At 64.3% G+C, this 21,020-nt stretch carries 25 protein-coding genes and 1 tRNA gene; 10 read left to right on the top strand and 16 right to left on the bottom strand.

Annotated features, from left to right (window positions below; all coding sequences use genetic code 11):
• Positions 1–35: 35 nt before the first annotated feature.
• A complete protein-coding gene (locus NP_RS10110; protein ID WP_011323751.1) occupies positions 36–1,319 on the bottom strand; it encodes a hypothetical protein in 1,284 nt (427 codons plus the stop codon).
• Positions 1,320–1,553: 234 nt separating this feature from the next.
• Positions 1,554–1,883, bottom strand: coding sequence for an uS10/mL48 family ribosomal protein (locus NP_RS10115; protein ID WP_011323752.1), 330 nt, complete (start codon positions 1,881–1,883; stop codon positions 1,554–1,556).
• A 127-nt stretch (positions 1,884–2,010) separates the two neighbouring features.
• Between NP_RS10115 and NP_RS10120 the strand changes: the two genes are divergently transcribed.
• Positions 2,011–2,460 carry a bis(5'-nucleosyl)-tetraphosphatase gene (locus NP_RS10120; protein ID WP_011323753.1) on the top strand — a complete coding sequence of 150 codons (450 nt, stop codon included), beginning with the start codon at positions 2,011–2,013 and terminating at the stop codon, positions 2,458–2,460.
• A 7-nt stretch (positions 2,461–2,467) separates the two neighbouring features.
• Here NP_RS10120 and NP_RS10125 read toward each other — a convergent pair whose 3' ends face one another.
• The 6 genes from NP_RS10125 to tfe all read right to left on the bottom strand — a co-directional run bounded on the left by NP_RS10125 (position 2,468) and on the right by tfe (position 7,417).
• Complete coding sequence (locus tag NP_RS10125; protein WP_011323754.1) at positions 2,468–3,289, bottom strand: RIO1 family regulatory kinase/ATPase domain-containing protein; 822 nt, start codon at positions 3,287–3,289, stop codon at positions 2,468–2,470.
• A 39-nt stretch (positions 3,290–3,328) separates the two neighbouring features.
• Positions 3,329–4,396 (bottom strand): ATP-NAD kinase family protein, encoded by a 1,068-nt coding sequence (locus tag NP_RS10130; protein ID WP_011323755.1) that lies wholly within the window; start codon positions 4,394–4,396, stop codon positions 3,329–3,331.
• Positions 4,397–4,622: 226 nt separating this feature from the next.
• Entirely contained in the window at positions 4,623–5,318 is a 696-nt protein-coding gene (locus tag NP_RS10135) for a competence/damage-inducible protein A (RefSeq protein ID WP_011323757.1), read from the bottom strand.
• A gap of 72 nt (positions 5,319–5,390) precedes the next feature.
• On the bottom strand, positions 5,391–6,215 hold the full coding sequence (locus NP_RS10140) for a DUF5803 family protein (protein ID WP_011323758.1): 825 nt from the start codon (positions 6,213–6,215) through the stop codon (positions 5,391–5,393).
• A 3-nt stretch (positions 6,216–6,218) separates the two neighbouring features.
• On the bottom strand, positions 6,219–6,890 hold the full coding sequence (locus tag NP_RS10145; protein WP_011323759.1) for a DUF2110 family protein: 672 nt from the start codon (positions 6,888–6,890) through the stop codon (positions 6,219–6,221).
• Positions 6,890–7,417 carry a transcription factor E gene (gene tfe / locus NP_RS10150; RefSeq protein ID WP_011323760.1) on the bottom strand — a complete coding sequence of 176 codons (528 nt, stop codon included), beginning with the start codon at positions 7,415–7,417 and terminating at the stop codon, positions 6,890–6,892. The genes NP_RS10145 and tfe overlap by 1 nt, the downstream gene beginning before the upstream one ends.
• An 85-nt stretch (positions 7,418–7,502) precedes the next feature.
• Between tfe and NP_RS10155 the strand changes: the two genes are divergently transcribed.
• Positions 7,503–7,949, top strand: a complete 447-nt coding sequence (locus NP_RS10155) for a hypothetical protein (protein ID WP_011323761.1) — start codon at positions 7,503–7,505, stop codon at positions 7,947–7,949.
• 90 nt (positions 7,950–8,039) lie between these two features.
• Here the strand turns inward: NP_RS10155 and NP_RS10160 are convergent, their stop codons facing one another.
• A complete protein-coding gene (locus NP_RS10160) occupies positions 8,040–8,582 on the bottom strand; it encodes a tRNA (cytidine(56)-2'-O)-methyltransferase (RefSeq protein ID WP_011323762.1) in 543 nt (180 codons plus the stop codon).
• A gap of 83 nt (positions 8,583–8,665) precedes the next feature.
• On the opposite strand from NP_RS10160, the gene NP_RS10165 reads away from it, so the two are divergent.
• Positions 8,666–9,607, top strand: a complete 942-nt coding sequence (locus NP_RS10165; RefSeq protein WP_011323763.1) for an NAD-dependent epimerase/dehydratase family protein — start codon at positions 8,666–8,668, stop codon at positions 9,605–9,607.
• A 34-nt stretch (positions 9,608–9,641) separates the two neighbouring features.
• On the opposite strand, the gene NP_RS10170 is transcribed toward NP_RS10165, so the two are convergent.
• Positions 9,642–9,968, bottom strand: coding sequence for a BsuPI-related putative proteinase inhibitor (locus NP_RS10170; RefSeq protein WP_011323764.1), 327 nt, complete (start codon positions 9,966–9,968; stop codon positions 9,642–9,644).
• 87 nt (positions 9,969–10,055) lie between these two features.
• Between NP_RS10170 and NP_RS10175 the strand changes: the two genes are divergently transcribed.
• Positions 10,056–10,823 (top strand): DUF2797 domain-containing protein, encoded by a 768-nt coding sequence (locus tag NP_RS10175; RefSeq protein WP_049939855.1) that lies wholly within the window; start codon positions 10,056–10,058, stop codon positions 10,821–10,823.
• A 138-nt stretch (positions 10,824–10,961) separates the two neighbouring features.
• On the opposite strand, the gene trxA is transcribed toward NP_RS10175, so the two are convergent.
• The gene (gene trxA, locus NP_RS10180; protein ID WP_011323767.1) at positions 10,962–11,300 is read right to left on the bottom strand and encodes a thioredoxin; all 339 of its coding nucleotides are present in this window, start codon (positions 11,298–11,300) and stop codon (positions 10,962–10,964) included.
• Between the two features lie 128 nt (positions 11,301–11,428).
• Here trxA and NP_RS10185 point away from each other — a divergent pair, with 128 nt between their 5' ends.
• Complete coding sequence (locus NP_RS10185) at positions 11,429–11,989, top strand: class I SAM-dependent methyltransferase (RefSeq protein WP_011323768.1); 561 nt, start codon at positions 11,429–11,431, stop codon at positions 11,987–11,989.
• A gap of 102 nt (positions 11,990–12,091) precedes the next feature.
• On the opposite strand, the gene NP_RS10190 is transcribed toward NP_RS10185, so the two are convergent.
• The gene (locus NP_RS10190) at positions 12,092–12,496 is read right to left on the bottom strand and encodes a helix-turn-helix domain-containing protein (RefSeq protein WP_011323769.1); all 405 of its coding nucleotides are present in this window, start codon (positions 12,494–12,496) and stop codon (positions 12,092–12,094) included.
• 133 nt (positions 12,497–12,629) lie between these two features.
• Here NP_RS10190 and NP_RS10195 point away from each other — a divergent pair, with 133 nt between their 5' ends.
• On the top strand, positions 12,630–13,538 hold the full coding sequence (locus NP_RS10195; RefSeq protein WP_011323770.1) for an AEC family transporter: 909 nt from the start codon (positions 12,630–12,632) through the stop codon (positions 13,536–13,538).
• Positions 13,539–13,584: 46 nt separating this feature from the next.
• Here the strand turns inward: NP_RS10195 and NP_RS10200 are convergent.
• The 3 genes from NP_RS10200 to NP_RS10210 all read right to left on the bottom strand — a co-directional run bounded on the left by NP_RS10200 (position 13,585) and on the right by NP_RS10210 (position 15,370).
• Positions 13,585–13,658, bottom strand: a tRNA-Thr gene (locus NP_RS10200).
• Positions 13,659–13,669: 11 nt separating this feature from the next.
• A complete protein-coding gene (locus NP_RS10205; protein ID WP_011323771.1) occupies positions 13,670–14,176 on the bottom strand; it encodes a GNAT family N-acetyltransferase in 507 nt (168 codons plus the stop codon).
• Positions 14,177–14,179: 3 nt separating this feature from the next.
• Complete coding sequence (locus tag NP_RS10210; RefSeq protein WP_011323772.1) at positions 14,180–15,370, bottom strand: phosphoglycerate kinase; 1,191 nt, start codon at positions 15,368–15,370, stop codon at positions 14,180–14,182.
• 145 nt (positions 15,371–15,515) lie between these two features.
• Here NP_RS10210 and NP_RS10215 point away from each other — a divergent pair, with 145 nt between their 5' ends.
• The 4 genes from NP_RS10215 to NP_RS10230 are packed head-to-tail and all read left to right on the top strand — an operon-like array spanning position 15,516 to position 19,651.
• Complete coding sequence (locus tag NP_RS10215) at positions 15,516–16,637, top strand: branched-chain amino acid ABC transporter permease (RefSeq protein ID WP_011323773.1); 1,122 nt, start codon at positions 15,516–15,518, stop codon at positions 16,635–16,637.
• Complete coding sequence (locus NP_RS10220) at positions 16,634–17,941, top strand: branched-chain amino acid ABC transporter permease (protein ID WP_011323774.1); 1,308 nt, start codon at positions 16,634–16,636, stop codon at positions 17,939–17,941. The genes NP_RS10215 and NP_RS10220 overlap by 4 nt, the downstream gene beginning before the upstream one ends.
• Positions 17,934–18,791: an ABC transporter ATP-binding protein gene (locus tag NP_RS10225; RefSeq protein WP_011323775.1), complete on the top strand. Its 858-nt coding sequence runs from the start codon at positions 17,934–17,936 to the stop codon at positions 18,789–18,791. Before NP_RS10220 ends, NP_RS10225 begins: the two co-directional genes overlap by 8 nt.
• Entirely contained in the window at positions 18,788–19,651 is an 864-nt protein-coding gene (locus NP_RS10230; RefSeq protein ID WP_011323776.1) for an ABC transporter ATP-binding protein, read from the top strand. Before NP_RS10225 ends, NP_RS10230 begins: the two co-directional genes overlap by 4 nt.
• A 27-nt stretch (positions 19,652–19,678) precedes the next feature.
• Here NP_RS10230 and NP_RS10235 read toward each other — a convergent pair whose 3' ends face one another.
• Positions 19,679–20,983: a substrate-binding domain-containing protein gene (locus tag NP_RS10235; protein ID WP_011323777.1), complete on the bottom strand. Its 1,305-nt coding sequence runs from the start codon at positions 20,981–20,983 to the stop codon at positions 19,679–19,681.
• Positions 20,984–21,020 lie beyond the last annotated feature (37 nt).

A 21,020-nucleotide genomic window follows, 5' to 3' on the forward strand; every position in this document is an offset into this window, starting at 1 on the left:
CGGGTCACCAGCCAGTCCGGGGTCGATGGCAAATCTCACCCGTTGACGAGTTCGACAACATCCGGAACCGCACGCGCTTCGGCGGCGGCCGCGCGAAACCGCAGATAGGCGGTGTCGCGACGGGAAACCCACGCCTCGTGGTCGTAGGAATTGACGTTATCGAGCAGACGGGTCAGCTGTCGGTCGCCACGGTCTGCGGTGTCGATTGCCTCGGCGAGCAAGTACCGTCCCAGCGGGTCGACACCAGCCTCGTCAGCCGCTGCGGTGAGTGCCTCGGTGGCGTCCCGCTTTGCGGCGAGCAGGGGCTCGCTGTCGTCGGTCAGCACGTGCTCCGAACCATCCAACGCCCGGGTAGATGGAAACCCCGCAAGCGAATCAAGCGTGGCTGCAATCATCGCCGTCTGTGCTTGCTCCCGCACTGCGAGTGCGGGGCGTCCAGCATCGAAATGTGTCTCCGGGGCAGTGCCGGACAGCCTGCGGTCAGTCAAGCGCGCTGCCGCATGGGACCGAACGCCATCCTCGTACTCCGAGGTGACGTTCTCAGTGTCGGTGTCGACCCGGTCGGTGAGCCGCTCGAATGCATCAGCGAGGGCCCCTGTCCGGTCCCGGCCGTCCTGTTCGTCGAACAGCCAGTCAGCATCGTAGACCGTCTGCCGCGCCGTCTCGACGACCTCCCACGTGACCGCATGCGAGTACTCGGAGTCGTCTAAAAACCGTTGTGCCCGACTGGCTCGCGAGGCGGCTACAGCGCACATCTCGTCGGCTTCGCCACACTGGACGACAGCCGCCGAAAGCGACGAACCGCGATACTGGGGCTCGATACCGTCGAGGTCGGCTCGAAGCGCCTCGGATGCGTCGTGGAGGGCCTCGCTTGGCGGGCCGGCGCTACCATCGTGCACTACTGACCGAGCCCACGCACTGCCTGCGATGGCCAGTCGGTAGGTCGTAAGTATCTCAAGCGGCACCTCGTCGTCTGTCAGTTCTGACGGCCGAGATGCATCGAGGTCTTCGTGGGCGTCGTCAAGCTGCGCTCGGGCACGACGACTGTGTTGGGTCCCGGATGCGTCAGCCGCCGAATCAAGCAGCGACGCCGTTTCCTCGATGTGGTCGCGTGCCCTGCTGTAGGAGGCATGGAGGTGGGCGTCGGTGACGGCGACCGATGTCTCGACGGCCGGGGGGTCGATTCCGAGCGCAGCCTCGATGGCATCCGTCTCGTCTCGCCGACGGAGACGGTGCCGCTGCCAGTAGCCAACGCCGGCACTGAGAGCAGCAGCAGTAGAGCCGACAGCTGCGAGGACAGTACGTCTGCGGGGACTCATACACGAAGATGAGCCACCTGACAAAAACTTCTTTTGGATATTCAGCGGTGAAAGCTATACAGCAACGGCGAACGGCCCCCCGAGTAGCTCTTCATCCGGACGCCAGCGAGATATCGCACCACGCAGGCGGGCACGACGAGACGGCTGGTCGGCGCTACAAGCGACCGGCATAGACGGGACGTCGACTGGGCCGATGGCGAAGGCCGACGCCGCTGAGACACGTGTGAGGGCGGGCTAGCGACTTCCGGGTGCTGAGACGCGCTCGACATCGACATCGATGTGGACGCCGTCGGGGAAGTCACGGCCGGCGACCGACCGGGCGAAGTCGTCGTGGCCGACGATTTCCATGCGGCGCTCGTAGACGGTGTACCGCCAGTGGCTGTAGGAACTGCCGTTGGCTTCGAGGCGCTTCGACTGTGGGACCGAAACATCGGCTGGCGTCTCCGCGTGCGGCCCGCGGAGTTCGACGCCTTTCCGCTCGGCCCGTTCTTTGATATCCCCGACGACGCGTTCGAGGACATCTCGGTCCCCGCTTTGCAGCGTCAGGGTCGTGACGAAAGGCATACCGACGTGTGAACGCTGGAGCGGCAAAAGCGCACCTATCGGTCGGGAGCCGGGGGACGCGGCGACGGGTTGACCGGTTATCCGCCGTCCGATACCCATTTATCGCATGACCGTTTACGGTGAGGTAATGATAGAGGCCACGAGCGCGGGAGCCATCCTCTTTCGTGACACGCGTGGCCGGCGCGAATACCTGCTGCTCAAGTCCCGTCCCGGCGATTGGGAGTTCCCCAAAGGCGGCGTCGAGGGCAACGAGGAGTTACAGCAAACCGCCATCCGCGAAGTGAAAGAGGAGGCCGGAATCGAGGACTTCCGGCTCTTGGACGGCTTCCGAGAGGATTACGACTACGTGTTCGAGGCGAACGGCAAGACCATCCACAAGACGGTCCACCTGTTCATCGCCAGGTCCTTCGAAGCGTCGGCGGAGCTCTCCGAAGAGCACCGCGACCTACAGTGGCGAGACTACGAGCAGGCGATAAACACCATCACGCAGGACGGCCCGCGAGAGATTCTGGAGGAGGCCCACGAGTTCATCGACGATTACTACGAGGAAGACGACGAGGACGAAAGCAAAGCGTAGGCGTCGTTCAGTTGGCTCGTTTCTCCAGTTCGCCTTTCAGTGCCGCCGCATCGAAATCGTGGTCGGGACGGAGGGCGACGAAATCGAGGAACTCGCGCGCAGCGAGTAGCTCAGCCGACGAGTACACTGCTGTCGCCGCAGTGACAGCCTCTCGCGGGCCGACAAGCGGCGACAGCGACGCCAGCGCACACGCGATGTCGTACCCACGGGCGTCTTCGATAGCGCCCTCTGAGACGTGGGTCGCATCAATGAAGTACAGCGTCTCGATGCCGTCGGCGTCGGGCGCGACGAGGACGTTCTCGGCCCGCAGGTCGCCGTGTGCGAGACCCGCCGCGTGCAGTGTCGCGAGGTTCTCAAACAGCGTCGGCGCGAACTCGGCTGCCCGGGCCGGCGAAAGCGCATCGAACGTCCGGAAATCCGGCAGGTACTCAAGCACGAGCACGCCGTAGCCGTCGTGTTCGAAGGCCGCTATCGGCTCCGGGGCAGCAACGCCGAGTTCGCGGGTCCGCTGGGTCGCCGCGAGTTCGTGTTCTGCCATCTCGACCGGCGAGGCGAACCGTTCGAAGAACCCTTCGGTGCCCGCTGAAAACGCGCCGATGTTTCGGCCCGTTGTCAGCAGGGCGTGCATGAGGGTATGCTGGTCGCCGATGACTTTCACAAACCACTGGTCGTCGACGACACAGGGGACAGAAAGCCAGTTGTCAGCCTCCAGCAGTTCTATATCGACCGCCTCCGGGTCGCCACCGTCGAATCGGCGGGCAACCTCGGCGGCAATCGCCTCCAGTTGCTCGTGAGGAACGCTCGCTCGCAGGAGGCGTCGGAGGGGCATATGGGAGCAGACGGGTGGGGATAATATATATGCCGCGTCTCAGACGACTTTCAGCAACTGCCGTTCGAACTTGCCGACCCGGACGCGCATCCAGCCACGGAGCGCTTCATCGAGTTCGGGGTCGCCGGTATCGACGCGCAACACGCCGATGTCCTTGAGCTTCTGCTTCGAGGCAACGACCTCGATGTCGGATTGCCTGATGACCGGCGGCGAAATCTGGTCGTTTCCGCGGCCGAAGATGAACCCCTGCCCACCGATGGGGGAGACGACGATGACGTTCCGTTCACCGAGAGCATCGAGAATGTCCGATTCGCCAGCATCGCGAGCAACGACCTCGCCGCCGCGCCAGACGTCGACGCCGAGCGGGGAGCCGTTGAAGCCGAGTTCGGTCTTGACCGCATCGACTGTCGAGCCGGGGCCGAGGACGTAGGTGGTTTCGGGGTCGACCTCCGCGGCGACAGCCTCGGCGAGCGCCTCGACCGTTCCGCCGCCTATCTGCTTCGAGGACTGAATCTCATCGCCGACCGGCACCTCCGCCAACGCTTTCAGTTCGGTGTTGACATCGCCGCCGCGGTAGGCGTCCTCGTCGATGTCGTTGACCTCGCGGCGCTCGGTCCGCTCGAACGTCGTCGCGATGCGGCCGGCCGCCCGCGGCGTGACAGCAAACACCGACGAATAGACTTTCACACCGCCGGGGACGCCCAAAATCGGCGTTGCATCGTCGAGTTCGTCGAGTGTTTCTGCGACATCGACGGCGGTGCCATCGCCGCCGACAAAGAGGATGAGGTCGACATCGGCGTCGACAAGCGCCCGGACGGCGGCCCTGGTGTCGGCCGTACTCGTCTCGTCACCGTCCGGGCGGCCGACGACGGTCGGCTCGAAGCCGGCGGCGACGGCCTCGTCTTCGCCCATCACGCCGCCATACGTGTAGACCGCGACCTCGGTTGACTGTTCTTCGAGGTGTTCAAGCGCCTGTCGGGCACGGTCCGGCGCTCGCGGCTCGGCACCGCGGCGGCGGGCCTCCTCGACCTTGTTGTCGGTGCCTTTCAAGCCGACGCGGCCCCCCATCCCCGCTATCGGATTGACCACGAGCCCGATGCGTCGCATGGTTGAACGCCGGGGACGAACGACAAAAAGCGCCCGGTCTCAGCCGGCCCACGCCGGCGCGAAAAAGGGAATCGATTAAGGGACCCCGGAAGGTACGGGCGTGTATGAACCTCATCTTACAGGCGTACGAGGAAAGCCCACACATCATCGACATCTCGGGGTGGGTTGTACTGGTTGCGAGCCTCCTCTTGACGGTCGGCTGGCTCTGGTATCTCTACCGGTAGTCTCAGTCGCTTTCTTCGACCTCAGCCCGGTCCTGTAGCCACGCCATCGCCGCATTGACCGCCGCGGCGTCCGTGCTCTCGATTTTGACTCGGACGTGCTCGCCGGGATAGCTACCGACGGTGACAGCAAACCGCTCCTGTAGCTCCTGTAGCCGGTCGACAAGCTGGCTTTCGGGCTCGTTGACAGCAACGTAGCCAACGTGTGGCGGCTCGCCGTCGAAATCATCGGCGACCGACTCGAACATCGCCTTCATCTCCGCGGGGACGCCCGGCAGAACATAGACGTTTTCGACCTTGCAGCCGGGAGCGACGCCCTCCGTGTTGTGAAGCGGCTCCGCATCCGCCGGCAGCAGCGTCGTCCCCTCGGTGAGGTCCTCGCGGGCGTAGCCGCCGGCGGATTCGAGCCACTCCAGCGCCGCCTCGTTGCGGGAGAGCGACCGACCGACGGCCGCGGCTACCCCCTCCATTGTCTTGTCGTCGTGGGTCGGGCCGATACCGCCGGTCACGATAACGGCATCGTAATCGGCAGCGTGCTCGTTGACGACGCGAGCGATGTCGGCAACCCGGTCAGGAACGACGGTGACGCGGGCGACCGACGCGCCGCGTTCGGTGAGCCGTTCGCCGAGCCACGCCGCGTTCGTGTTGACCGTATCGCCCGAGAGCAGTTCGTCGCCGACAGAGACCAGCGCAACGTTCATACGAGCGGTTGGAGCGGGAACTGAATAAAGGTCAAGAAAGCGCGTGTCGTCCCGAGCGGTGGACGCAGGCCGTCACCCCATTCCGGGGGGTGGCCCGTCGTCGCCGTCATCGTCAATGTCGATATCGAAGCCTTCCTCTTTGCGCGTCTTCTCGGCCTGCTTTATCTGTCGGTAGTAGTAGACCGCGCCGCCGACGGCGGCGATAACGGCGATGACGACGAGGCCGCCGAAGAGCCAGAGGTCCCGGTCCAGATACCAGCGGACGACGACTACAGAGGTGTCGACTTCGTCCCACTGGAGGTGGACGCGGTCGCCGACCTCCTCGCGGTCGTCGTTGGATGGGCGGACCTGCGACAAAAGCGGGAGTGCTGCGTCGGTATCCGGCGGGAGCGCGATTTCATAACTGCCGTGGACGGGCGCATAGACGGCGATTCGCTTCCCCGTCTTCGGCGTCGTGTAGGCGAGTTGGCCGTCTGCCGACGGCAGGTCGACGATGGTACGGCGTCGGGTGTTGTCGACGCTGAGGCTGTCTGTCGGCTCAGTCGTGCCGTCCTGATGGATGCGCATCGGCTCGCCCTCAATGTAGCGGATGGTCGTGCCGTTGTCGTAGCGGAACTGGAGGCCGTAGAGCTCAAGCGGTTGCTCGATTGTCAGGCGGTTGGTCCGCCACAGCTCCATCGTGCCCTCGTCGCCGGTCGCCGACGCCGACGTGTTGTAGACGGCGGTGTAGTTGTCGCGGTTGACCGTGATGAAGGCGTCGCGGTCGGTGTCGAAGTTGTACTCGGCCTCCTCGGAGAGCGCCTCGGGGTCGTCGACATCGGCCCCGAAGATGGTCGTACAGCCGGCGAGCCCAAAGAGCACAAACACGGCGACGGCGGCGAGCAGGCGACGGTTCATAGGTTAGGGAACGACAGCGAGCAGCTCCGCTTCTAGGTATGGCCCGATGTCGGCAAGCAGGCCTGGGGCGTCCGTATCCTCACGGCAGACGACGCTACATTCGAGCAGGCCGAGCCGTTCGACGGTGACGATGTCCTGTGCGTGACCGGCGCGGTTGACCGTCGCCCTGAGTTGGGCACGCGTCGTGCTGTTGGCGTTGACCCGACCGTTGCCGCGGGTCCAGTCGTAGAGCCGGTCCCGTTCGGCATCGGCGAGTCGGGCAGGGTCATCGCCTCCCTCGACGAACCGCAGCGGCATGTGCTGGACGAGCCCGAACCGCTTGCGAATCTGGTCCGGCGACCCCTGTCCCAGACCGAGTTCGTCGCCCGGAATCCGTACCGCTTCGCCGGCATCAAGCACGAGGCCGTCTTCATCCCACGATTCGAGCGTGCCGACGTAGACGCCGCCCGGTTCTCGGTGGGGGACGATTGCACCCCACTCTTCTTCGAGGAGGTTGCGGGCGACTGGAGCATCCTCGCCGGTGACGGTGACCGACGGGAAATCATCATCGCGGAGTCCAAGGGTAAACTCAACGTCGAGTCCATCGAGCACGTTGGAGACGAGGGACTCAAGCGAGTCCATCGCTCGCCGCTGGCTCTCACCCGAGACGTAGAGTTTGGTTGCGAGGACGACCATCAGGCTTCCGCCGTTTCGACGTGTAGTTCATCGCGCAGTGCTTCGATATGTTGCTCCATGGCGTTGACCAGCCGGTCGTTTTCCATCGACTCCAGCCGGCCGCCACACTCCGGACACTCGAAGCCGAACTCCATGGCCTCGTCGAACTCAAAGCGAAGCTGACACTCCCCACAGAGGTAGAACTCGTTTTCGGATTCGTACTGTCTGCGGTTTTCAAGCGCCTCCAGCAGCCGGTGCATCTCCTCTTCGAGCTGTTCCGGGATGTTCTCGTACTGGAACGTCCACAGGTAGGTCAGCCAGCCGGAGTCCTCGTCGCGGAGCCGCCGGTAGGAGGCCAAGTCGTTCTCGTAGAGAATGAAAAGCGCCCGGCGGACGTCGTTGAGTTCGAGCCCGAGCTCCTCCGCGAGTTCCTCGTCGGTAACCTCGCCGTCCGGCGGCGCGGCGGCGACGGGCATCCCCGTCGGTCCGACAAGCTCGTGGAGGTACTTCTGAATCACCGGGTCGTTCAGCAGGTCCTCAAAAGCCATTACTGTAGAATGGGCCAGCGAGTCGTTTAAAAGCTCCGGAAGCGCCGACGCCTACATTTATGCGCCGGTCGCTGCAACGGCCGGTATGGTGTCGTTTCCCGCCGGCGACACGCTCGCTGCCTACGCCACCGGCGAACGGCCGCGTGCCGCTACCGGCGTCGTTGTCGCCGTTGCCGCCGTCGCTGCCGTTTCGCTCGCCGCGCTGGGTGCTATGGAAGCCGCTTTCGGTGATGCCCCCAGTGGCGCGGTGTTCATGTTCGTGGTCGGACCGCTGCCGGTTGCCGCCGGGGCAGTCTGCGGCTGGTTTCGGCTCGGCTTCCCCGCGGCGGCGGTCAGCGGCGTCAGCACCGGTGTCGCCTTCTACGTCGTTGTCGCAGTCGGTGCGGCGGTCGACGTTGGAGGCTTCGGTGGTGGCGACACGCCGCTTGCGGCGTTTTCGATGGTGCTGGCCTCGACGGGGCTTGTCTGGGCGACCGGCGGCTTCGTCGCCGGCGTCATCGCGAACCTCGCCACCGGCGGGGCGGAAAGCTGACCGCAGCGGGCGTGGCAGCGCCTGCTGCCGTGAACGCTCCGCCATGAGGCGGCACGTCGCTGGGCGACTCGTATCGGCACCTCGCCAAGGCTACTCCTCGTCGACCGGCTCGACGCGCTTGCCGGTCTCTTTCGGCACGACGCGTCGGTCGGCGTTCTCCCACTCGCGGTCGAGCTGTCGGCCCTCGAAGAGACGGTCGAGAAAGACGGCGAGTCCCGCAACCTCCGAGTGCGGCTGATTCGTCACGCCGACGTTGTAGTCCGCCTGCTCGTAGACATCGAACGGAACCTTCTCCGCCCCAACGACGATGAGCACCGGCCCGGAGGCGTGCGCCTCGCGGATGTCGGCTTCGACGTCCTGTATCCGCTGGCCGTACATCGTCAGGTGGACAACGGTTCCCGCCCAGTCGCGGACCAGCGCGCGCGGCTCCGTGGTCAGTTCGACTTCGAAGGGACCGCCGAAGCGGTCGGTGATATCCTCGATGGTGGCCTTCGAATCCGACGCCGCGCCGGCGATGGATACTCGGTCGGCACCGAGGGCTCTGGCGGTCAGTCCGACGTGGGTCGTCATCCGGTTGTCCCGCCCGGGGCGGTGGCCCAGCCGGAGGACAACGACCTCGTTTTCGCCGTGCATACCCGCCCTTTCGTCGGGGGCGGTTAGGGGGTTTCGGTGGCCGTCCCGAAACCGACTTACCGCCGCCGGACCCACCGCCAGCAATGCAACTGGACGGCAAGCGCGTCTGCATCACCGGCGGCGGCGGCTTTGTCGGCTCGCATCTGGCGGAGCGGCTCGTCGACGCAAACGACGTCGTCGTTGTCGACCGCTTTTCGAACGGGCGTCGCGAGTGGGTGCCCGATGCCGCCGACATCGTCGCCGGCGACCTTCGGGACCAGACGGTTCGTGCGGCGGCCATCACCGACGACACGGACCTCGTCTTCCATCTCGCCGCCGACAAGGCTGTCGACAGCGACGACCCCGACGAGCAGTTCCGGCTGAACACCGACCTGACCGCCGGTGTTCTCGAACGGATGCGGTCGGTCGGCTGCGATGCCATCGCCTTTACGTCCTCGTCGACGGTGTATGGCGAGGCTCCACGGCCGACACCCGAGGATTACGCGCCGCTCGAACCGATAAGCATGTACGGGGCCGCAAAGCTCGCTGAGGAGTCGCTGCTGTCGGTGCACGCACACAGCCACGGAATGGATGCGTGGGTGTTCCGGTTTGCGAACATCGTCGGTCCACGGCTCCAGCCCGGGGCCGTGATACCCGACTTCATCGAGAAACTCCGCGAGGACCCGACCACGCTGGAGATACTCGGCGACGGCCGCCAGCGGAAGTCTTACATGCATATCGACGACTGCGTCGACGCGATGTGCCACATCGTCGAGACGGCTGACGGCGACGGGCTCAACACCTACAACCTCGGCACCCGGACAACCACCGCAGTCCGGCGAATCGCCGACATCGTCGCCGACGAGCTAGGGGCCGACCCGACCTACGAGTACACCGGCGGGGACCGCGGCTGGGTCGGTGATGTCCCGCGAATGCGACTCGCTATCGAGAAGCTGTCCGCGCTGGGCTGGGACCCATCGCAGTCGTCGGACGAAGCGGTCAGGCAAGCCGCAAGCGAGCTATCGGCAGTCTCGTTCGAGCGCTGACACAGAACGCGGGCCACAGAGCGTAGCCGACAGCTCAGACTGAAAACGGCGTCCGAGCCCGAATATCACCTTCGAGCACGCGGAGCGTCGCCTCGGCAGTGTAGTCGCCGGGCGCTGGGGACGGCCACGACCGCTCGAAGGTTGCTGTCTCCCCGGGCTGGAGGTCGGCCGTCGACGTGGCCTGTGCGAACGCGCGGCCGTCACTGTACCGCCAGACGACGGTGTCGGCTTCACGGACTTCGATGTCGGCCCTGCAGGCGTCCCGAAACGTCAGTTCGACGGGCGTGTCGCCGGCGTTTGTAACAGTAAACCGGAAGGAAACACCGTCGCCGACGGTCACTTCGAGGGCCGTATCGAGCATGCAAACGGTAGAGCCCGCACAATCAAAGTCCTGACGACCGTGGTGGCGAGAAAAACGCCTATGCGGGTCGGCGACGTAGCCTTCGGTGTGCAGGTCGTGGGATACGAGACCGGTGTTGGCGACGACGAGCCGCCGGCGCTGCAGGTCGCTGTCGACGGCGCTGTCTCCCGGGAGCCGCTGGCCCCCGGCCGGGAACTGGAGTACTCGCTCGGGCAGCGCCGGTGTGCCGGCGTTGTCGACGGCGACGACCACGTCGCCTGTGACGCATCGGCCGCCCCGTACTGTCAGGCACACGACTCGACGTGGGTCTGTGCCCGCTGTACGGGAACCTGCCTGAAAGCCGAAATGGACTGCCATCAGGAGCACGCCATCTATCTGGCGGCGTTCGCACCGTCGACGTTCAAGGTCGGCGTGACGCGCCGGTCGGACCCGAGGGTGCGGCTCCGCGAGCAAGGAGCCGACCGCGGGGCAATCATCCGCCGGGTTTCGAACGGCCGCATCGCCAGAGAAATCGAAGCCGACATCGCCGCCTCGGAGCCGCTCTCCGATGTCGTCAGGACTGCTGTGAAGGTGGCGGGGCTCGGAAAGCCCATCGACGAGACGGCGTGGAAGCGGCTACTCAGCCGCTTCGAGGTTTCTGCTCGACATTCGTTCGACTACGGACTCGGCCTTGATGCGACCCCTGTCGCCGAGACGCTCGCGGCGGGAACGGTGCGCGGAACGAAGGGACGGATTCTCGTGCTCGACCGCGGAGACGATACCTTTGCGGTCGATATGCGGGCGCTCGTCGGCTACGAGGTACGCTCGGAGCCGCCCTCGCGGCGGTTACAGTCGAGCCTCGGCCGGTTCGAGTAGCCCAGGCCAGCAAGCAGTCACCGTCGGGGCGAAGCCGAGGGGCTGATTGTTTTCGTATTGTGTACGCGTCGCTTCGTCGGTAACCATCAAAAGTCGTCACGAGAGACCTTCATGCAGCGGGTCGTCTCGCTCGTCAGTTCACCGGTCGACGAGTTCTCGGAGTCGGTCCTCGCTCTGTGCGCCGACGACCTGTTCTGCGACCTCACCGTCGACGAAGACGACAAGCGTGGGGACACCCTGTACACCGAACTCGGCGGCGAGGTCCTGGTTGGCGTCGACATCGACCTTGATGACGGCCGCGTCGGTCGACTCGGCGACAGACTCGACCGCGGGTTCCATCATCTGGCAGGGGCCGCACCAATCGGCGTAGAAATCAACCAGTACAGTATCGTACTCCGAGGTGACGGCATCGAGGCCGTTCGTCTCTTCGATGGGAATCGGTTCGGACGGCGATGTGGACGCACTCTCTGATGACATTATCGAACTGTAGGGTCCACGGACGGATAACGGTTGTGGAGGTGAAGGACAATATTGCCCGGAGCGGTCGTGTACGAAGACCGCATCGTGTCGGGGTGGTTATCACGGCAGGGCAGATAGAAGCGTTTGTGGGACATCACACATTCGACAGCGACCGCGCGGCACAGCTTGAGGAAGCAGGGCGGCGGTATCGGTATCTCTCCAGGGACGAGCTGCTGGGGGCACTCGCCCCCGACGGCGACGAGGTGGTTGCCGACCTCGGCAGCGGGACCGGATTCTACACTGACGACATCGCACCACACGTCGGCGGTGTCCACGCCGTCGACATCCAAGAGCAGATGCACGAATTCTACCGCGAGAAGGGCGTCCCAGAGAACGTGAGCCTCGTCACGAGCGGTATTGCGGACCTTCCGTTCGAACCCGGAGCCCTCGATGCCGCCGTCTCGACGATGACCTACCACGAGTTCGCCAGCGACGAAGCGCTCGCAGAGCTAACGCGAGTGCTCGCCGACGGCGGCCGCTTCGTCGTTGCCGACTGGCGAGCCGGTGGGAACGGCGAGGCGGGGCCACCGCTCGACGAACGGTACTCGGCGACAGCAGCGGCAGATGCACTGGCTGCGGCAGGGTTTGAGCGACGACGCGAGGAGACCAGACCGGAGACATTCCTACTCGTTGTGCAGGCTCGGTAACTCGTGTGGGGCATTATCGTCAATCGAAACCCGTAGAAAACACCGTAGTGTAGTTCGATTCCGCCCGCTCAGAGAACGCAGAGAGCGACGAACCCGACAGCGTCAGTTCTCGGCGACCGCCGCCTGCTCGGCGGGGTCGTCATACTTTTCGCGGAACTCGCCGATGAGATTGCCCATCTTGGCGTACCAGTCGTTGAGCATCCGCTGCATGTCGTCGGCGATTTCGTCGGGGTCGGTCGGCCGGAAAACGTGATAGTAGCCGCCCTGGTCGTAGTTGACCTGCTCTTTCTGGACGAAGCCACTCTGGACGAGTCGCTGGACCGAGCGGTAGGCCGTCGAGCGCTCGCGGTCGACGGCGTCGGCGATTTCATCGACCGTCATCGGCTCGGCGGTTTCGGTGAGAAGTTGGAAGATTTCCTTGTCGAGTTCCTTGAGACCGTGGATACACTCAAGCAGCCCCTCACACTCCATATCCTGCTTGAGGTATTCGCTCATCGAGTTCGCCATTTCACATACATATATTTTCCGCTCGTACATAAGTGTTTTGCGAGTGTAGTACAATACTGCCCGCTCGGCAGTAACAGGACAGTCCCGTCGACGAATCCGAACCGTAAAAACCGCAGACGGCACTGGGGCACGTATGGAGGTACTCGTCCGGCTGCTGGGGCTGTTGGTGCTTTTGCTCGCCGGCACCGGCCTGCGGGCCTCCGGAGTGCTCAACGCGAGCCGAACCGACCGGCTGAATGCGTTGGCCTACTACGTCGCGCTGCCAGCACTGGTCTTTGTCTCTACCTACACGCGGTCGCTCGTTGAGCTGCTCTCGGGAGCGCTATTTGTCGGCCTGCTCGCGGTGTTTTTTGCGACAGCCGGGCTAGCATGGGTCATCCATCGTGGACGGGAGGCAAACGAGCGCTGGAGTGTTGCCGTCATCCAGTCGTACCACTCGAATCTCGGCTACCTCGGGTTGCCGCTCGTCGCGGCGACCTTCGGCGGCGACGTGACCGCCATCGCCAGCGTCGTTCTCGGCGTCGTCTCGCTGATGCAGATTATGCTCACTGTCGTCATTCTCTCGACGGTCAACGGCGCGTCGACAACCGTCGGCCGCGAGCTTTCGCGGCTCCTGAAGAACCCGGTGTTGGCAGCCCTAGTGGCTGGCATCGCTGTTGGCACCGCCGGAGTACCGATTCCTGCTCCGGCTGCGACCGGCCTAGAGTACCTCGGCAGCCTCGCACTACCCATCGCGCTGCTGTGTGTCGGCGCGTCGCTCCGGGTCGAACTCGGTGATGCGGATTTCGTGGCGACAGCGGCCATCGTCGCGCTGAAGCTCGGCTGTATGCCGGCGCTCGCGTGGGTCGTCTTCACCGGGCTCGCAGTCGAGCCGGCGACGCTTACGGCAACGGTCGTGATGTTCGGCACGCCGACAGCCGTCTCGACGTACGTCTTCGCGAGCGAACTTGGCGGCGACGAGCAGTTCGCCTCGCTCAACGTCTTTTTGACGACGCTGCTTTCCATCGGAACGCTCTTTATTCTCATTGAAGCGGTCGGATGAACAGCCCGCGATAGGCGCTGCTGCGAGCTTTGAACTGAAGGAAAGGAGCCAGGGGTGGGATTTGAACCCACGAACTCCCGATTACAAGTCGGGTGCTTGGACCACCCAAGCTCCCCTGGCACAGATGTCTATCAGCCGTCGTCGGTTTTGAGCGTGTCGGTTCGGATAGCCTTTTCGAGTTCCACTCGATGGGGTGTGTACCCGTGGTCGCGATAGAAGGACCGGGCGGCCTCGTTGTCGGCCATCGCCTGCAGACCGACGGCGTCCGCCCCGTCAGCATCGAGTTCGGCCTCAGCAGCCGCAAGCAGCGCGCTGCCGATGCCCTCACCGCGGTGGTCGGGTGTAACGTAGAGGTTGTACACGATGCCCCGAGTCACGTCCTGCTCGTACGCGTCGGTCTCAACACCGTACGTGACAAAACCGACGACTGCGCCCGCACGCCGGGCAACGAGCGCCGTGTCGGCGACGGCGTGCTGGAGCATCGATTCGTGAATCCGAGACCGGTTTTCCTCGGGGCGGAGGTGGGAGCCATGTCGTCGCTGGTCGGTTGCGAGGTCGACCCACATATCCGCGATGCGGTCGGCGTCGTCGGCGTCGGCCGGCTCGATATCGACATCGACGGGTGGCTCCCCGGACACGAATTACTCCCTGAGCGCCTCAACACCGACAAGCGTCTCGCCGGTCAGCATGTTCAGCGCCGCACCGCCGCCCGTCGAGACGTGGTCGAAGTCCTCAAGAATACCGAGCTTCCGGAGCGCGGAGGCCGTATCCCCACCGCCGACGATACTCTGTTCGGCGCGGGTCGCGGATTTGTAGAGTTCGAGCGTCCCGGTTTCGAAGCGGTCGTCCTCGAAGACCCCGGCGGGGCCGTTCAGGATGGCCGTTCCGGCGTCATCGAGGATATTGGCGTAGGCGGCGACGGTTCGAGCGCCGATGTCCATCGCGGGCGTCGACGCCGGCAGGTCCTCGAGGTCGTGCTCGACGCGCTCGCCGGCGTCGTTTTCGACGGCCACGTCGCGCGGCATGTAGATACGGTGGCTGAAGTCATCGAGCAGGTCGCCGGCCTGCTTGACGGCCTCGTGGCTGCGCTCGTTGACGACAGCCGCGGATGCGGCACCAAGCGAGACGCCGTCGGCGAGCAAGAAGGCGTTGCCGACGATGCCGGCGGTGAGAACGGAATCAGCGAGGCCGCGTTCGAGGACCGAGCGGGCGACTGCTATCGAGTCGTCGACCTTCGCGCCGCCGAGCACGTAGACGCGGGGCTCCGGACTGGACTCGATGTTGCCGAGGACATCGAGTTCCCGTTCCATTACGCGCCCGGCGTATGCGGGCAATCGTTCCGGAAAGCCGACGACCGACGGCTGGCTCCGGTGGGCAGTCGCGAAGGCGTCGTTGACGTAGGCGTCCAAGGCCGGCGCGAGCCGGGACACGAGATACGTCTCGGCAGCCGCCGACGGCTCGAAGGACATGTACTCCTCGGAGTAAAAGCGCGTGTTCTCGAGCAGCACCGCTCGTCCGGGGTCGAGCTCGTCGATGCGGGTTCGTGCTTCCGCGGAGAACGTCGAATCGCAGTACTCGACCGGCGCATCGAGCAGTTCATCGAGGCGTTCGGCGTGTCGTTCGAGGTCGGAGAACTCGTCGCCCCCCGGCCGACCCTGGTGTGCTAAGAGGGCGACACGAGCGTCACGCCGACATAGTTCCTCTACGGTGTCGACGTGGGCCCGCAGCCGGGCGTCGTCAGCCAGCCCGTCCGACGAAAGCGGACTGTTGATGTCGATGCGGACCCCGAGCGCCGTCCCGTCGGCTTCGAGGTCGTCCAGCGTCCGTATCATGCCCGGGACTCCCGGCGGGCCGAGCAAAGACCTTTCCGTTCGCTGTCGTGGGGCTGCCCGCGACAGCATCGACGGCCCGCAAGGAGCGTACTAACAAAGCATTATTTATGGTCCGGACCGCGAACCTACCCAGTGAATCGTATCCATGGACGTAGCTAACTCAACGCTGGCCGCTTCGATACGGGAGCGACCGGGCACCGCCCTCGTTGGACTGTTCGGTGTCCTGCTCGCTGTCGACCTCGTCGCGAAGCTGGCCGGCGTACAGCTCGGGCCGATAGGCGGCCGGCTCTCTGTTGGCCGCTTTACCAGCGGTCTCACACAGGGCATCGTCATCGGCGTCATCATCGGACTTGCCGGCATCGGCCTGTCGATGACGTACAGCATTCTGAACTTCGCGAACTTCTCGCACGGTGACCTCATCACCGTGGGCGCTTTCAGTGGCTGGGGCGTCGCGTATCTGATTTTGGGCTGGGGCATCGTCGCGACCGACCCCGAGTACGGAATCGGAACGCTGCTTCTCGTCCGCCGCCCCGGCGTCGGCTTTACTGAACTGGGCGCGAGCGTCCTGCTGTCACCGTGGGCCATCCTCGGCGGGCTCGTGGCAGCGGCAGTGATTACGGCGCTGCTCGCGCTCGCCATCGACCGTGTTGTCTACAAGCCGATGCGAGACCGGAGCGGCATCTCCCTGCTCATCGTCTCTATCGGTGTGGCGCTCGTGCTCCGCTACGGCATCCAGTTCATCTACGGTCCCGGCACCCGACCGGTCACCTCCAGCGAACGGACGCTCGAACTGGGCGTTGCGTCCATCGACACCCACCTCGCAACCATCGTCGTCGTCGGCGTCGGGCTCATCATCGGAACGCACTACCTGCTCCAGCAGACGAAACTCGGGACGGCGATGCGGGCCATGTCCGACAACAAGGACCTCGCGCTCGTGACTGGCATCCCGACCGAGCGAACGATAACGTGGACGTGGCTCATCGGCGGCGGGCTGGCCGGCGCGAGTGGCTTCCTCTACATCCTGATTCAGACGCTGCAGTTCGACCGGGGCTGGCTGCTGTTGCTGCTCATCTTCGCTGCGGTTATCCTCGGTGGCATCGGCTCGATATACGGAGCCATCGCGGGCGGGCTCGTCATCGGTCTCGTCTTCCAGCTGTCGCCGATATGGGTCGGCAGCGACTTCAACTACGTCGCCGCCTACGCGATTATGATACTCGTGTTGCTGCTCCGGCCTGAAGGGCTGTTCAAGGGGGTGTCAACAGCATGAGCGACTCACTGCTCGGACGAATCGGCGGTGCGCTCGAAGAGCGGGACCTGCTGTTGGTCCTGTTGACGCTTGGACTTGTCTACGTGCTGTTTGCGCTGTCGGTTCTCGACCAAGGGCTCGGAAGCATTGTCTCGACGCTGGCCCGAGTGACGTTCCTCTCGCTTTCCTTTGCGCTCGTCGCGCTGGCGCTGAATCTCCACTGGGGTTACACCGGCCTGTTCAACATCGGTGTCGTCGCGTTCATGATGGTCGGCGTCTACACGATGGCGATGCTGACCCGGCCGCCGGACCCGGCCTTCGGCGCACCCGGTCTGGGGCTGCCGCTGTGGGTCGGCATCCTCGCCGGTGTCGCCGTAGCGGCTATCCTCGGCTTGCTCACCGCCCTGCCGGCGCTTCGGCTTCGGGCCGACTATCTCGCCATCGTCACGCTGGGGCTTTCCGAAATCGTCCGACTGACCATCGCGTCCGGTGACTTCAACGAGTGGCTCATCGAGAACGTCGGTGCCGGTACCGGCAGCGCGACGAGCCTGACCTTCACGGTCAGCCCACAGACGCCGATACGGGGGCTCTATTTCACCGATGCCGGCGACCCGACGGCGCTTGGGACGGCCGTGTTCGGGGTCACAGACGACCTCGGCATCAGCCAGTCGGCGGTCGTCGACTGGACGTACATCCTGGCGCTGGCGGTGGTGCTCATCGCCGTCTATCTCTTCTTGGAGCGGCTCGGCCGCTCACCGTTTGGCCGGATTCTAAAAGCCATCAGAGAAGACGAGGTGGTCGCCAGCTCCCTCGGCAAGGATATCCGAATGGCGAAAATCAAGGTGTTTGTCATCGGCTGTGCGCTGATGGGGCTTGGCGGCATCCTCTGGTACGGAGCCGAGGGGGCGGCCAACCCACAGGCGATGACGTACTCGCCGCTGTACACCTTCTACATCTTCATCGCCGTCATCGTCGGCGGGGCCGGCTCCAACACCGGCAGCGTGCTTGGCGGCATCGTCTTTGCCAGCTTCCTCTTCGAGGGGCCACGTCGCGCTGGAGGGTTCGTCAGAGACCGTATCGCGGCTGATGTCGACACGCCGGAGAACTTCGCTGAAGCGGTCGCACCGTTCAGCTCGCTCGATTTCACGCCGTTTATCGCCTACGCAACGGACGAGATTGCGGCGCTGCAGTTCGTGTTGCTCGGCCTCGTACTGATTTTCATCATGCACCGACGCCCGGACGGCCTCCTTGGCCACCGTGTCGAAACAGCATCGGCGGTTGACCTCTCAGAACGCCCCGAGACGGGGGGTGACGACAATGAGTGACGCACCGACTGCAGCCCCGCCGGAAGAACTCGGCGAAGTCGAAGACTCACCGACAGAACAGGCCGCCCAAGAGACGCCGCCGGGACTGCCGCTTCGGGTCAACAACCTCAAAAAAGAGTTCGGCGGTATCACCGCTGTGGACGGTGCCAGTTTCCAGGTTGAGGAGGGGACACTGACCGGCCTCATCGGTCCGAACGGGGCCGGCAAATCGACGACGTTCAACTGCATCACCGGCGTCCACAAGGCGACGAGTGGGCACATCCACTTCAAAGACGAGGAGATTACCGGCCTCGAACCGTACGAGATCGCTCAAAAAGGCCTCGTCAGGACGTTCCAGATAGCCAGAGAGCTCGAAGAGATGACCGTCCTCGAAAACCTCATGCTCGCGCCGAAAAACCAGCGTGGCGAGGCCATTTGGCGGTCGGTGACCCCCGGCGCGCGACGCGGCGTCATCGCGGAGGAAAAGGACGTCCGAAAGCGGGCCTGGGAGACGCTGGAGTTCTTCGAGATCGACCATCTTGCCCACGAGTACGCTGGTGGGCTTTCGGGCGGCCAACGGAAGCTGCTGGAGATGGCACGGGCGCTGATGACCGACCCCGAGATGGTGCTGCTCGACGAACCGCTCGCCGGTGTCAATCCGACGCTCGAAGAGAAAATTCTCGACCGCATCCACGAGCTCCGAGAGCAGGGCCAGACCTTCCTGCTCGTCGAACACGATATGGACGTTATCATGAACAACTGCGAGCACATCATCGTCATGCACCAAGGACAGGTCCTCGCTGAGGGGACAGCAGAGGACATCCGAGACAACGACCAGGTAATCGAGGCCTACTTGGGGGAGGACATATGAGCGACGACGCGACCGTCGGCACGGAGACGATGACGACCGAAGGCGAGAGCATCCTCGAAATTCGCTCGCTGGATGCCGGCTACGGCGACCTGCAGATTCTGAGTGATGTCGACCTCGATGTCGACGACGGCGAATACGTCACGATTGTCGGCCCGAACGGGGCCGGCAAGTCGACGGTGATGAAATCCGTTTTCGGCCTGACAACGCACATGGGCGGGACCGTCACCTTCGACGACGAAGAGATACAGGACCACTCGCCGGAGCGCATCATTCGGACCGGCATCGGGTTCGTTCCACAGACCGACAACGTCTTCGGCGGGCTGACGGTCCGGGAAAACCTCGAGATGGGTGCGTACATCCTCGAAGCAACACCCGCCGACCTCGCCGAGCAGTATCCCCGAACGGCCGGGCAGCTCTCGCAGTCGTCGCTGGAGTCGCTGTGCCGATGGGTACCGCTACATCGCGTGCTTGGCGACTCGGTCCCACAGGACCGCATCGACACCATCTACGACCGGTTCCCGATACTCGAAGAGCGAAAGCACCAGAAGGCCGGAACACTCTCCGGCGGCCAGCGGCAGATGGTCGCGATGGGGCGGGCGCTGATGCTCGACCCCGACCTGCTGTTACTTGACGAGCCGTCGGCGGGGCTGGCCCCCGACCTCGTTGAGGACATGTTCGACCGCATCGACCGCATCAACGACGCCGGAACAGCCATTCTGATGGTCGAGCAGAACGCCAAGGAGGCGCTGCGGCGCTGTGACCGCGGATACGTGCTTGTTGACGGGCAGAACCGCTACATGGACAGCGGCGACGCGCTGCTGGCGGACGACCAAGTCAGACAGGACTTCCTCGGCGGGTAAAAAAGCAAAAACGGATTTTGTGACGCGTTACGTGTCGAGGACTTCAGCCCACTGGCTGGAGTAGGACGGCTGTTCCGGCTCGAAGGAGACCTGCTGGAAGACCTCACCGCCGAGGTCCTCAAAGCCGTTGACGTAGCTTGCTTCGAGCGCCTGCCCGTACTCGTCGTTGAGATACAGCGTCGCCGTGTTGTCGTGGCCGAGTCGGTCCATGACGACCTCCGCCATCACCGGACCCTGCAGGGCGTCGGAGGGTGCTGTTCGGAAGATGTAGCCGTCGTCATCAAGCTCGGTGACGCCAGGAGCCGTCGAAGCCGGCGAGATGCCGACCACGGAGTTGGGTACGTAGACCTCCGTGGAGACAGGGAAGTTCTGGTCGGAACCGGCCGGGCCGACGACCGCCGGGTAGCCGGCGTTGACGAGCGACTCCGCGCTGGAGATAGCCGCCGTTGGGTCGGTCTGTGTATCCTCGACGGACGTGTCAACAGACACGTTGAGGTCGGCATCGTTGATTTGTGTGGCAGCCAGCAGGGCACCGTCACGAATCGGGCCACCGAGCGGCCCGAGGTCTCCGGTCTCGGGCATCAACACGCCGACCATCGCCTCGAACTCATCGACACCAACCGGGTCCTCGGCAGTGACATCACCGATTTCGCCGGCCTCAAGTTCGAGGCTGTCGACGACTTCGAGTTGCCCGCCTTGGAAATCGACGATATCGTAGGCCGCAGAGACGATGTCGCCGTTTTCGTCGAAGTCAACGCTGGAGGACGCGCCCTGGTAGTTGATCGAGTCGCCGGCTGCGACCGTCTCGACGGCTTCGGGAAGTTCAGCCGGGCCGAACTCCTCGCCGTTGGGGTTGGCAACGGTCGCCATTCGGTCCCGGATGGCCTCGCCGTCGTTTTCGCCGGCCGCAACCGCAGCCAGTACCGAAACGGCCATGGCGTCGTAGGCGTGGCTGGTGAACACGCTCGGTGCCTCGCCGTATTCGTCCTCGTAGCTGTCGGCGAAAAAGTCCGCTCCCGGACCGTCAGCCGCCGGCTCGGTGCCGATGACGTTGTCCATGTCGTTGTCGACATCGCCCGGGAGGTCGCTGTCGATGAGCCCATCCGGAACGATGATGTCAACATCGTAGTCGTCGGCGAACTCGCCGTAGTAGTCGCGGAACAACTGGATGCCGGACTGTGGGAAGCCGACAACCATCACCGAGTCGGGCGTCTGAGCGACACCATCCCCGTTTCCGTTCCCGTTCCCGTTGCCGTTACAGCCAGCCAGCGCGACCATGCTCGCTGCGCCGGCGGCTTTCAATACGTTGCGTCGGTTGATGTGACGTGTCATACTGGAGAATCATAACAAGGCCCCCTGTATAAAGGTA

This window comes from Natronomonas pharaonis DSM 2160, assembly GCF_000026045.1.
GTDB classification, from domain to species: domain Archaea; phylum Halobacteriota; class Halobacteria; order Halobacteriales; family Haloarculaceae; genus Natronomonas; species Natronomonas pharaonis.